This window comes from Pseudomonas sp. FW305-28, assembly GCF_017351395.1.
Lineage (GTDB): Bacteria > Pseudomonadota > Gammaproteobacteria > Pseudomonadales > Pseudomonadaceae > Aquipseudomonas > Aquipseudomonas fluorescens_AA.
In genome coordinates, this window is sequence record NZ_JACNDD010000160.1 from 1 (window position 1) to 14,336 (window position 14,336).

The window sequence follows — 14,336 nt, forward strand, 5'->3', positions numbered from 1 at the left end:
GTCAGCAGCAGCTCGATGCCGCTGTCCTCGATCATGTAGGCCAGGCGCTCCGGCGGGTATTCCGGATCCAGCGGCACGTAGGCGCCACCGGCCTTGAGGATCGCCAGCAACCCGACCACCATTTCCACGCTGCGCTGCACCGAGATGCCCACTAGCACATCCGGGCCGACACCGCGCTCGATCAAGGCGTGAGCCAACTGGTTGGCGCGGGCGTTGAGTTGGGCATAGCTCAGCGACTGCCCTTCGAACACCAGCGCCTCGGCGTGGGGATCACGCTCGACCTGGGCTTCGATCAAATGATGAACCGGGAGATGGTTCGGGTAGTCGGCGTAGGTGCGGTTCCAGTCCTCGACGATCAGGCGCCGCTGCGTCCTGTCCAGCATCGGCAGCTCGGCGATGCGCTGGGTCGGGTTGGCGACGATGGCGCGCAACAGGTTCAGCCAGTGCTCACCCAGGCGGGCGATGGTGCTCGGCTCGAACAGGTCGCTGGCGTAAGTCAGCGCGGCGCTGAGGCCATCGGCGTACTCGAAGGTGTCCAGGGTCAGGTCGAACTGGGCGGTGCCCGAGTCCCAGGTCAGTTGCTCCAGGCTCAGGCCCGGCAACGCCGACAGGTCCCGGCGGGCATCGCTGGCATGGTTGAACATCACCTGGAACAGGGGCGTATGGCTCAGGTTGCGCGCCGGTTCCAGCCGCTCCACCAGTTGTTCGAACGGCAGGTCCTGGTGGGCCTGGGCGCCGAGGGCCCGTTGCTTGACCTGATCGAGCAGCTGGTCGAATCGCAGGTTGCCATCGATGTCGGCCTTGAGCACCTGGGTGTTGACGAAGAAGCCCAGCAGACGCTCGGTTTCCACCCGGTTACGGTTGGCGATCGGCACACCGACGCGGATGTCGTCCTGGCCGCTGTAGCGGTGCAGCAAGGTCTGGAAGCCGGCCAGCAAGAGCATGAACAGCGTGCTGTTGTGCTGCTGGGCCAGGCGCTTGAGGCCTTCGGCCAGGGCCGGTTCGATGACGATGGGCAGCCGTGCGCCACGATAGCTTTGCTGGGCCGGGCGCGGATGGTCGGTCGGCAGTTCGAGAATCGGTTGCTCGCCGCCCAACTGCTCGATCCAGTAATCGAGTTGCCGCTGCTGCTCCCCCGCCGCCAACCACTGCCGCTGCCAGTGGCCGTAGTCGGCGTACTGGATCGGCAGCGGCGCCAGCGCCACCGGCTGGCCCTGGCTGAAACCTGCGTACAACTGCAGCAGGTCGTCGACCATGATCTGCATCGACCAGGCATCGGACACGATGTGGTGCTGGGTCAGGATCAGCACATGGTCCTCAGCACCCAGTTGCAGCCACTTGACCCGCAACAACGGACCGCGCTGCAAATCGAACAGTTGCCGGGTTTCGGCTTCGATCAAGCCGCGCAAGGTACGTTCATCGACGCCGGCTTCGAGCGATTCGACCGCCAGGGCCAACGGCGCTGGTTCGTCGATCACTTGCAGAGGACGCTCATTGTCGAGCACGAAGCGGGTACGCAGGCTCTCGTGACGCGCCACCAGTGCATCGAAGCTCTGTTGCAGCGCGGCACGGTCGAGGGCGCCGCGCAAACGCAGGGCCGCCGGAATGTGGTAGGCGCTGCTGGTGGGTTCCAGTTGCCAGAGGAACCACTGCCGTTGCTGGGCGAACGAGAGCGCCAGCGGCTGGTCGCGAGGAATGCGTGGAATGCCCGGTTCATCGTGGGCCGATGCCGTGCCCATGGCCTCGACAAACGCCCGCAGGCTGTTATGGGCGAACAACAGGCGCAACGGCACCTGGATATTCAGTTGCTGGCGAATCCGCGACATCACCTGGGTGGCGAGCAAGGAATGGCCGCCCAGTTCGAAGAAACTGTCGTCCAGGCCCACCTGCGGCACCTTGAGGATATCGGCCCAGATCATCGCCACCGCCTGCTGCACGGGTGTCTGCGGCGCGACATAGGTTTTCTGCCACTGGCTGGCATCGGGCTTGGGCAATTGCTTGCGATCCAGCTTGCCGTTGGGCGTCAGCGGGAAGCGTGGCAACACCACCATGTGCGCCGGCACCATGTAGTCGGGCAGGTTGACCTTGAGCCGGGCCGTGAGGCTGTCGCGCAGGGCGCTCTGGGCGCCGGCATCCAGGTCATTCAGTTCGGCGGTTGGAACGATGTACGCCACCAGCGCTTGGCCGCCCGGTGCCTCCTGGGCCAGCACCGCCGCTTCGCGCACGCTGTCCTGTTCCAGCAGGCGCGCTTCGATTTCGCCCAACTCGATGCGGAACCCGCGAATCTTCACCTGATGGTCGATGCGCCCGAGGTATTCGAGGATGCCGTCGGCCCGCTGGCGCGCCAGGTCACCGGTGCGATACAGGCGCTCGCCGGCGACAAACGGATGGGGCACGAAACGTTCGGCGGTCAGCGCCGGACGCTGGAAATAACCACGGGCCAGACCCTGGCCGCCGATCAGCAATTCACCGGCCACGCCATAGGGCACCGGCATCAGGTCGGCGCCCACGATGTACAGCGCCGTGTTGTCGATAGGCCCGCCCAGCCAGGGTTGCGCGGCCTGGGTTTGCAACGGGTGCAAGGCCGACCAGATGGTGGTTTCCGTCGGGCCGTAGAGGTTCCACACTTCACCGCCGAGGGCGAGCATGCGCACGGCCAGTTCCTGGGGCAGCGCCTCGCCACCGCACAGGCATTTGCAGCCGCGCAAACCCTGGGCGTGCTCGTTGTCCAGCAACATGCGCCAGGTCGACGGCGTGGCCTGCACCACGTTGACCTGCTCGGCCGCGATCAGCGCCAACACCGCGTACGGGTCCTGGGCGACGTGCTGGCCGGTCAGCACGATGCACGCGCCGACCATCAGCGGCACGTAGATTTCCAGGCCGAAAATATCGAACGAGAACGTGGTCAGCGACAACGCCCGGTCCTGGGCCGTCATGCCCGGCGCCTGGGCCATGCTCGCGACGAAGTTGGTCAGCGCGCCGTGGCGCACCATCACACCCTTGGGTTTGCCGGTGGAGCCGGAGGTGTAGATCGCGTAGGCCAGGTGCTCCGCATCCAGGCCCGGCGCCGGCGCGTCGCAGGCATAACCGTCGAGCCAGTCACCCTCCTGGTCCAACACCAACGTATTCACACCACCACCGCCCCCTGTGGGAGCGAGCTTGCTCGCGATGAGGCCCTCACCTTCAACATCATCATTGACTGAACCACCGCTATCGCGAGCAAGCTCGCTCCCACAGAACTGGTCGAGCAATGAACGTTGGGTCAGCAGCAGCTCGATGCCGCTGTCTTCGATCATGTAGGCCAGGCGATCCTGGGGGAACGCCGGGTCCAGCGGCAGGTAGGCGCCACCGGCCTTGAGGATCGCCAGCAAGGCGACAATCATGTCCACGCCACGCTCCAGCGCCACACCGACCAACCGATCGGGCCCCACGCCCTGTTCGATCAAACAATGGGCCAGGCGGTTGGCCCGGACATTGAGTTCGCCATAGCTCAGCACCTGATCGGCGAACACCAGCGCCGTGGCATCCGGCGTTTGCCGGGCCTGGGCCGCGAACAGCCGATGGACGCAGCGCGCCTGGGGATATTCCGCCGTGGTGGCGTTCCAGCCTTGCACGTGCTGGCGGGTTTCGCGCTCGTCGAGCACGCTCAGTTCGCCCAGAGGCCGTTGCCCGGCGTCGATCATTTGCAGCAGCAAGCGTTGCAGGTGCACGCCGATCTGCTCGACCGAGGCCTCGGTGAAACGAGCGCACTGGTAGCTGAACTGCACTGCCAGCTCGGCACCGAGGCTGACCAGCAGGGTCAGCGGATAGTTGGTCTGCTCCAGGTTGTCCACCGCACCGAAACGCAAGCCTTCAGGCGCACCGTGTGCCAAGGCTTCGGAAATCGGGTAGTTCTCGAATACCAGGATGTTGTCGAACAAGGCTTCGCCGCCCAGGCCGGCCCAGCGCTGGATGTCGAACAGCGCCGTGTGCTCGAACTCGCGCAAGGCCAGGTTCTGCGCCTGGACGCTGTGCAGCCAGTCGCCCAGGTCCTGTTCCGGACGCGGGCTGGCAATGACCGGCAAGGTGTTGATGAACAGGCCGATCTGGCCCTCGACGCCCACCAGGTCCGCCGGCCGCCCCGCCACCGTTGCGCCGAACGCCACACTGGCCTTGCCGGTGTAGCGTTGCAACAGCAACAGCCAGGCCGCTTGCACCAGGGTGTTGACGGTGACTTTGGCCTGGCGGGCGAACTCGGCCAGGCGTTGGGTCTGCATCCCATCCAACTGCATGCGGTGATGGCCGTACAGCGCCGCCGAGACGTCCTGTGCCGGGCGCGCAAACACCTGGGCCAGGCGCACCGGCTCATCCAGCGTGCGTAGCTGTTGCGTCCAGAACCCTTCGCCGAGGCTCGCGTCCTGACGTTGCAGCCAGGCGATGTAATCGCGATAACGGCCAGTCGGGCGGGCCACGCTGTCGCCGCGGTAATGCTGCAACACTTCGCCGAGCAACTGCGCGCTGCTCCAGCCATCCATCAGGATGTGATGGTTGGTGTAGATCAGGTGATGCCGATCCGTGCCGGTGCGCACCAGCACCAGGCGCAGCAACGGCGCCTGGGTCAGGTCCACACCTTGGGCCCGTTCTTCATCGGCGAGGGTTTGCAAGGCGTCGTCGATATCCGTCCGCCCGTTCCAGTCGAGCACACGGAATGGCACCTCGACCTGACGCTGGACGATTTGCACCGGCTGCTCCAGGTCGCCCTGCCAGAAGAACCCGGTACGCAGAATGTCATGGGCATCGACCACCGCCTGCCAGGCGGCGCGGAAACGCTGCGGGTCGACGCCCTCCACATCGAGGCGCATCTGGTTGATGTAATCGCCACTGCCGTGGCCGAGCAAGGAATGAAACAGCATGCCCTGTTGCATCGGCGACAGCGGGTAGATGTCGTCGACAGCCTGAGGGTCTCGGACCAATGTGTCCAATTGCGCCTGGGACAGCCGCGCCAGCGGGAAGTCCGACGGCGTCACGCCACGGTGCTGGCTGTCGCAGCAATGGCAGATGAGCGCGGTGAGTTCTTGCAGGTAGTCATCGGCCAGGCGCTGGATGGTCGCAGCGTTGAACAGGTCGCCGCTGAAGGTCCAGCTCAAGTCCAGCTCGCCGCCGAAGACTTTGCCGTCCAGCGCCAGCGGACTGCCCAGCGGGCCCTGCATGTTCAACTCTTCACCGCCATGCTCGGCGGTGGGCACGAACAGGGCATCGTCAGCCGCCGCGAAACTGCCGTCGAACTGGCCGAGGTAGTTGAAGGTCAGTTGCGGCGTCGGCAAGGCCTGCAACGCTTGCCGCGCCGGCGCATCGCCCAGGTGCGCCAAGGCACCGAAACCGATGCCCTTATGGGGGATGGCGCGCAGCTGTTCCTTGATCTGCTTCAGCGAAGCACCGAGTTCGGCAGCGGGTGTGAGGCGAGCCGGGAACAGGCTGGTGAACCAGCCGACCGTGCGGGTCAGGTCGATGTGTTCGAACAGTTCTTCGCGACCGTGGCCTTCGAGTTGCACCACCACGCTGTCAGCGCCAGTCCAGCGCACCATCACCCGCGCCAGGGCGGTGAGCAACAGGTCATTGACCTGGGTGCGATAGGCCGCCGGGGCTTGCTGCAACAGCTGCCGGGTGAGGGACTTGTCCAGTGACGTGCGGACAGTCATGGCCTGAGCCTGTTGCCGCCCACCCTGGGGGTTATCCCATGGCAACGCCGTGGAGGCGCCTTGCAACTGTTGCTGCCAGAAACCCAGTTCGGCCTGCAAGGATGCGCTGCGAGCATAGCCCTGCAACGCTTCGGTCCAGGCCTGGATCGCGCTGGTCTTGGCCGGCAACTGCACGGTTGCGCCGGTCAGTGCCTGCCGATAGGCCGTCTGCAAATCTTCGACGAGGATCCGCCAGGACACCCCGTCGACCACCAGGTGATGCACGATCAGCAGCAAACGCTGGGTGCCATCGGCGAGGTTCGCCAGCACCGCGCGAATCAGCGAGCCGCCGTCCAGTTGCAGGCTGCGCTGGGCCTGATCGCCCAGGGCTTGCAGTGCGGCGAGATCGGCGACGTCGGCTTGCCAGACAATCCCGTCGGCCACCCCGTCACGGTAGCGCGCCGTCCAGCCTGCGGCCTGCTCGATGAAGGCCAGGCGCAGGCTGTCGTGGTGCGCGACCAGGGCATCCAAGGCCTGCTCCAGCGCCGGGGCATCCAGCGCTTGGGTCGGCTTGAGCATCACCGACTGGTTCCAGTGATGACGGTCAGGAATCGCCTGGGCGAAGAACCACTGGTGAATCGGCAGCAGCGCCGTTTCGCCGGTGACCGGTCGTTGATCGATCGCTTGCAGCGGTGCGCCCGTCTGGGCCACCGCCGCCAGCGCCTCGATGGTCTGGTGCTGGAACAAGTCCTTGGGAGTGAAGTGGATACCGGCCTGGCGAGCACGGCTGACCACCTGGATCGAGACGATGGAATCGCCGCCCAGTTCGAAGAAGTTATCCCGCAGGCCCACTTGCGCGAGCTTGAGCACGTCCTGCCAGATCGACACCAGTTGCTGTTCCAACATGCTGCGCGGTGCCACGTAGGTTCGCTGCAATTGGCTGACGTCGGGCTTGGGCAGGTTCTTGCGGTCGAGCTTGCCGTTGGGGGTCAGCGGCAGGCGTTCGAGCAGCAGCAGATAGGCCGGGACCATGTGCGCCGGCAAAGTCGCCCTGAGCTGGTCACGCAAGTGCTCGGCGAAAGCCTCACCCACGGACTCGTCGGCCACCACATAGGCAACCAGACGCTTGCCGCTGCCAGCAGCCCCTTCCTGGGCCACCACCACCGCTTCGCGAACGCCGTCGAGGGCTTGCAGGCTGGCTTCGACTTCACCCAGTTCGATACGGAAACCGCGGATCTTCACCTGGTTGTCAATGCGGTCCAGGTAATCGAAGGTGCCATCGACGCGTTGGCGCACCAGGTCGCCGGTGCGGTAGAGCAAGCCGCCACTGCGGCTGAACGGGTCGGCGACAAACCGTTCGGCTGTCAGGCCCGGACGGTTCAGGTAGCCCCGCGCCAGCCCGGTGCCGCCCAGGTACAGTTCACCGGCCATGCCTTGGGGCAGCAGGTTCAAGTCAGCGTCGAGCACGTAGGCGCTGCGGTCGCCGATGCGGCTGCCGATGGGTGCATAGGCGGCGCCACACGCCACGTCGCGGCCGGCCTTCCAGATCAACGGGGTGACCACGGTTTCGGTCGGGCCGTAACCGTTGATGATGAAGTCCGGATCGAGGGCGCGCTTGACCCGTTCGAAACTGGCGTTGGGCACCGCATCGCCGCCGAAGCAGTAGATGCGCACTTTCGGCGGGTTGCCCACGCGCTCGGCGTGTTCGGCCAGTTGTTGCAGGTACACCGGCGGGAACGCCACCACGGTCACGCCGTGCTCAGCCATGGCGTTGTAGGTCTGTTCCGGGGTCCACAGGCTGTCGTCGCGGATTAACAGCGAAGCACCATGGGTCAGGCTGGTGAGCCAGCGTTCGTGGGCACCGTCGAAGGCGAAGGACATGAAGTGGAATTCGCAATCGCTGCCCTGCATTTCATAGCGCTCACCGATGGCCTGGCAGTGCATCGCCAGCGGACCGTGGGCCACGCTCACGCCTTTGGGGTTGCCGGTGGAGCCGGAGGTGTAGATCACGTAGGCCAGGTTCTGCGGATCGATACCCACGGCTGGGGCGTTCGTCGGTTGTAGGCTCAGGTCCAGGCGGTCGAGTTCCAGCACCTGGGCGGCGCCGTCCAGGGGCAACTGCGCCGACACCCGGGAATCGGTGAGCAACAACGCCAGCCCCGAATCCTCGATCAGGTACGCCAGGCGTTCCCGTGGGTAACTGGTGTCCAGCGGCACATAGGCCGCGCCGGCCTTGAGCACCGCCAGCAGCGCGACGATCACCCCTTCGCTGCGCGGCAGGGCCACGCCAACCCGGGTTTCCGGGGCCACGCCACGGGCAATCAAGGCGTGGGCCAACTGGTTGGCGCGCCGGTCGAGGTCGCCATAGCTGAAACGCTGGCCGTCGAAGATCACCGCCGTCGCGTCGGGCTTGTGCGCCGCCAGATCGGCGATGCGCTGATGCACGGCAATGTCGGTCGGGTACGGCTGCGGATGATTGGCGGCCTGTTGCCGGGCCTGTTCCTCGACGCTGACCAGGGCGATTTGCCCGAGGTTGCGCGCCGCCGACTCGGCGAAGCGTTCCAACAACTGCAACAACTGCGCGCTGATGCCGTCGATGGCCGCCGGGCTGAAATGCGCCCGGTCGAAACTGTAGTGCAGCGCCAGCGTCTCGCCGAGGGTCACCGCCACGCTCAACGGGTAATGGGTTTGCTCCAGGTGGCTGACTTCGCCAAACACCGCGCCCTGCCCCGCGCCTTCTGCCAGGGCCTGGGCAATCGGGTAGTTCTCGAACACCAGGATGTTGTCGAACAGCGCCTCGCCGCCCTGGCCGGCCCAGCGCTGGATGTCCGCCAACGGCGTGTGCTCGAACTCCCGCAGGCTCAGGTTCTGTGCCTGCACGGCTTGCAGCCAGGCACCGACCGACTGGTCCGGACGTGGCGCGGCGATCACCGGCAAGGTGTTGATGAACAGGCCAACCTGTTGCTCGATGCCCGGCAGATCCGCCGGACGCCCGGCCACGGTGGCACCGAAGGCGACGCTGTCATGGCCGGTGTAGCGTTGCAGCAGCAACAGCCACGCCGCTTGCACCAGGGTGTTGAGGGTGACTTTCTGTTGGCGGGCGAACTGCTCCAGGGCCTGGGTGCGGGTCGCGTCCAGGGTCTGGAAGTGATCGCCATGGCCGCTGTGGATTTCGCTGGCGGACATGACGCGCGCCAACCGCGTCGGCTCTTGCAGGATGGCCAACTGACCGGTCCAGAACGTCTCGCTCAGTTGAGCGTCCTGGCGTTGCAGCCAGGCGATGTAGTCGCGATAACGCCCGACATTGGCCTTGGGCAAGCGACCGCTGTAGCGCTGCAAGACTTCACCCAGCAATTGGGCATTGCTCCAGCCGTCCATCAGGATGTGGTGATGGGTGTAGATCAAGTGCCAGCGCTCGGCCTCGGTCTGCACCAGCACCAGGCGCAGCAACGGTGCCCGGGCCAGGTCGAAGCCCTGACGGCGCTCGGCGTCGGCACATTCATTCAGGGCCTCGGCGAGGTGATCGTGCCCGCGCCAATCGAGGACCGTGAAGGGCAACTCGACCTGGCGATGGACGATCTGCAACGGTTGTTCGAGATCGCCCTGCCAGACAAAACCACTGCGCAGGATGTCCTGGGCGTCGAGGGTGGCCTGCCAGGCGTCGGCGAAGCGCTGTGGATCGAGGCCCTGCACGTCCACGCGCAACTGGTTGATGTATTCCCCTGCCGCCTGCTCGTACAAGGTGTGGAACAGCAAGCCCTGCTGCATGGGCGACAGCGGATAGAGATCGTCCAACTGCCCGGCGACCACCGGCAGGCTGTCGAGTTGCGCCTGGCTGATGCGGGCCAGGGGGAAGTCCGATGGCGTGGCCTGTGGCGTTTCCTGCGCGCAGCAGTGTTCGATCAACGCCCTCAGTTCAGCGAGGTAGTCAGCGGCCAGTGTCTCGATGGTCTGCTGCTTGAACATCCGCTCGCTGAAACCCCAGTTCAGGGACAGCTCGCCGCCATAGACCTGGCCTTCCACCGTCAACCAATTCGCCAGCGGTGCCCGGGCATGTTGCGCCGCGCCACTGCCTTCACCAGAGGGAACAAACAGCGCGCCGTCGTCGAACTGCCGGTCGAACTGGCCCAGATAGTTGAAGGTGATACGCGGCGCCGGCAAGGCCGCCAGTTCGGCACGCACCGTCGGTTCGCCCAGGTAGCGCAGCACGCCATAACCCAGGCCCTTGTCCGGCACGGCGCGCAGTTGTTCCTTGATGGCCTTGACCGACGCACTCAATGCCGGCACCGGGCTGAGGCTGACCGGGAACAGGCTGGTGAACCAGCCGACGGTGCGGGTCAAGTCAACGCCATCGAACAGCGCTTCACGGCCATGGCCTTCGAGCTGGATCAGCGTGCTGTCCTGGCCGGTCCAGCGGCACACCGTACGGGCCAGGGCCGTCAGCAGCAGGTCATTGACCTGGGTGCGGTAGGCCTTGGGCGCCTGTTGCAGCAGTTGGCGGGTCTGTTCGGCGTCCAGCCGCACTTGCACCTTGCGCTCGTCACACGCCAGCAGCAGGCGCTCGGGGTAATCGCACGGCAAGCCGTTGCCGGCCGGCGCATGACCCTGGGCACGCCAGTAATCGAGGCTGGCCATGAAGCCATCGAGATGCCCGTGCAGGTGCGCGGCCCATTGTCCATAAGCGCTGGTCTTGACCGGCACCTGGATCGCCTGGCCGGCCTGCAGTTGGCGGTAGAACTGCTGCAGATCGTCCAGCAGCACGCGCCAGGAAACACCGTCCACCACCAGGTGATGGATCGCCAGCAACAAGCGCTGGCTGCCGTCGACCATGTCCACCAGCAACGCCCGCAACAGTGGCCCGTCTTCCAGGTCGAGGCTGCGCTGGGCGTCGTCGCACAGGGCGTTGAGTTGTTCGACCGAGGTCGCCTGGCGCTGCCACAACACACTGGCCGCCGACGGCTCGGCATAGGCTTGCTGCCATTGGCCGTTCACCTGGGTAAAGCGCAGGCGCAGGCTGTCATGGTGCTCAGCCAGGCGGGCCAGGGCCGAGACCAATGCCACGGCATCAAGGTGTTCGCCCGGCACCAGCAGCAGCGACTGGTTCCAGTGTTGCCGCTCGGGAATATCGCGCTCGAAGAACCACTGCTGCACCGGCGTCAACGGCACCGCGCCGCGTGCCAGCCCCTGATCGATCGCCTGGCTGTCGCCCTGGCGCGCGACGAGCGCCAGACTGCGCAGGGTCTGGTGTTGGAACAGGGCCTTGGGATTGAGCACAATCCCGACTTGCCGCGCCCGGCTGACCACTTGCATCGAGACGATGGAATCACCGCCCAGCTCGAAGAAGTTGTCTTCCAGGCCGATGCTGTCGAGGTTCAGCACGTCCTGCCAGATCGCCGCCAGGGCTTTTTCCATGGGGCTGTGGGGCGCGACAAATTCCCGCTGCTGCTCGCTGCCGTCAATGGCCGGCAACGCCTTGCGGTCGAGCTTGCCGTTGGGGGTCAGCGGCAGTTGTGGGAGGAACACCAGGTAGGCCGGCACCATGTAGTCCGGCAGGTGTTCGCGCAGGGCGGCCTTGAGGGCTTCGCGCAATTGCACCTGGGCCTCGGCGTCGGCCAGCACCGCAGCCTCGCGCGGGACGATGAAGGCCACCAGTTGCTGGCCGTGCTCGCCGTCCTGGGCCAGCACCGCCAGTTCGCGCACCTGGGGTTGTTGCAGCAGGCGCGCTTCGATTTCCCCCAGTTCGATACGGAAGCCGCGGACCTTGACCTGATGGTCGATGCGACCGACGTATTGCAAGGCGCCGTCGGCCTGGTAGCGGGTCAGGTCGCCGGTGCGGTACAGGCGTTCGCCGGTTGTGGAAAACGGGTTGGGCACGTACTTCTCGGCGGTCATCGCGGCACGGCCGAGGTAACCACGGGTGATGCCCGCGCCGCTCAGGTACAGCTCCGCCGAGACGCCTTGGGGCACCGGTTGCAGGTCGGCGTCCAGCAGGTAGCTGGCGGTGTGCTTGAGGGGCCGGCCGATGTTCGCCGTGCCGCCGGCGGTGCGCCGGGTCCAGGTGGAATAGGTGGTGTCTTCCGAGGGGCCGTAGAGGTCGTAGACATGCTCTACCCCCTGTAGGAGCGAGCTTGCTCGCGATGGCGCCCTGTCAGTTGGTCCATGGGGGGCTGACCCGCCGCTATCGCGAGCAAGCTCGCTCCCACAGGAAGGGTGTTGTGGGTATAGCGCATCCACCAGGCTTTGCTTCAGTGGCTCACCAGCGAGGTTGATGATGCGCACGCTGGCCGGGATCTCGCCGCTGCGCTGCAACGCGGCAATCGCCGAGGGCACGGTGTTGATCAGTCGCACCTGATCCCGGGCCGGCAATTGCGGCAACTCCAGGGCATTGCGGGCGATGATCAGCGAGCCGCCGTTGGCCAGGGTCACGAACAGTTCCCATACCGACAAATCGAAGCACACCGACGTGGAGGCGAGTACGCCCTGGATGTCGTCGCGGCTGTAGACCGATCGGGACCAATCGATCAGCGCCAGCACGTTGCGATGGGCAATCGCCACGCCCTTGGGTTGACCGGTGGAGCCGGAGGTGTAGATCACATAAGCGAGGTTGTCGGGCGTGACGTGGGTGACCGGTGCACCCAGTGGGTACTGCCCCAGCTCGATCCGATCCAGCATCAGCACGGCGGTTTCGGCCGGCACGTCCAGCGTCGCCGCCACCGCCTGTTCGGTCAGCAAGACCCGGGCGCGGCTGTCATCGAGCATGTAGGCCACGCGCTCGGTCGGGTAGTCCGGGTCCAGCGGCACGTAGGCGCCGCCGGCCTTGAGCACCGCCAGCAAGGCGATCAGCAGGTGCTCGGAGCGCGGCATCGCCACACCCACGCGCACTTCCGGGCCCACGCCCAATTCGATGAGTTTATGGGCCAGGCGGTTGGCGCGGCCGTCGAGTTCGCTGTAGCTCAGTCGGATGTTGGCGAAGGTCACCGCCAGTGCATCCGGCGTAGCCTGGGCCTGGCGGGCAATCATCTGGTGGATGCACAGCGCCTGGTCGAACGGCGCATCCACCGGGTTCCAGTCATGGATCAGGCGCTGGTACTCATCGGCTTCCAGCAGCGGCAATTCACCGACGAGCGCGCGGCTGTCGGCGACCATGCCGTGCAGCAACCGTGTCCAGTGCCGAGCCATGCGCTCGACCGTGGCGGCATCAAACAGATCGTTGGCGTAGGTCAGCGCCGCATGCAGTTTGCCGGCCTTTTCCCAGGTGTCGAGGGTCAGGTCGAACTGCGTGGTGCGGCTCTGCCATTCCAGCATCGACAACTCCAGCCCCGACGCCGTGCGGATGCTGGCGATGTCGGCCACTTGTGGCTGGTGGTTGTACATCACCTGGAACAGCGGTGTATGGCTAAGGCTGCGCTCCAGTTTCAGGGCTTCCACCAACCGTTCGAACGGCAGGTCCTGATGGGCCTGGGCGCCGAGGGCGGCTTCCTTGACCGTGCGCAGCAGCTCATCGACACGGGTCTGGCCGCCGAGCTCGGTGCGCAATACCTGGGTGTTGACGAAGAAGCCGATCAGCCCTTCGGTTTCGGCGCGGTTGCGGTTGGCGATGGGCACTCCGACGCGGATATCGGTGTGGCCGGTGTAGCGATGCAGCAGCACGTTGAACGCGCCAAGCAGGAGCATGAACAGGGTGATGTTGTGCTGCTGGGCGGTGGCGCGCAGTTGCTCGGCCAGTGCCGGCTCCACGGCGAACTCAAAGCGCGTGCCGCGATAGCTGGGCATCGCCGGGCGTGGGTGATCGATGGGCAGTTCCAGCACGGGATGCTCATCGCCCAATTGCGCCTGCCAATATTCGAGTTGACGCGCCTGCTCGCCAGCTTCCAGCCAGCGGCGTTGCCACAGGGCGTAGTCGCTGTACTGGATCGGCAAATCGGCCAGTTGCGGCGCCACGCCTGCTTCATGGGCGTCGTAGCAGCGGATGAACTCGTCGATCAGTACGTTCATCGACCAGCCGTCGGAGACGATGTGGTGCAAGGTCAGCAGCAGCACATGTTCCTGCTCATCGAGGGTGAGCAATTCGACCCGCAGCAACGGGCCGCTGGACAGGTCGAAAGGCTGCATCGATTGCGCTTCGGCAGCCTGGCGCACCGCCTGCTCGCGCTCGGCCGCCGGCAAGGCGCTGAAGTCCTGGCGCTTGATCGCCAGCGCTGTGTTGGAGGGGACTTGCAGCAGGCTGTCGTCGGCCTGGCGCTGGAACACTGTGCGCAGGGTTTCATGACGGGCCACCAGGCTGGCGAAGGCTTGCTCCAGGGCCGGCAGGCTCAACGCACCCTTGAGCCGCACCGCGCCCGGCAGGTTGTAGGCGCCGCTGCCCGGCTCCAGTTGCCAGAGAAACCACATGCGCTGCTGGGCATAGGACAACGCCTGGCGATCCTCGGCCTCGACACCCCGGGGAATGGGAAAACCGCTGAACTCCACGCCCTCCTTGTCCAACGCGGCCAGGAACATCCGGCGCTTTTCCAGGGGCAACCCGATAAACCGGCGAGCAAGTTTCAAGGCGTCTTCAGCATTCATTTCTGGGGTATCCGGAATCAGTGGGCACAAGGCACAAAGGCAAGTCGTCCCTATGAAACGAATGCAAGCCGGAAAAATTAGCGTTTGGGAATTTGTGTCAGGAAGGGGCAGGAC

General features: G+C 65.6%; 1 protein-coding gene. It reads right to left on the reverse strand.

From position 1 onward, the window contains the following. The coding region (locus tag J4E53_RS26075) for a non-ribosomal peptide synthase/polyketide synthase (protein WP_207268214.1) at positions 1-14,222 on the reverse strand (14,222 nt) is incomplete at its 3' end. Positions 14,223-14,336 lie beyond the last annotated feature (114 nt).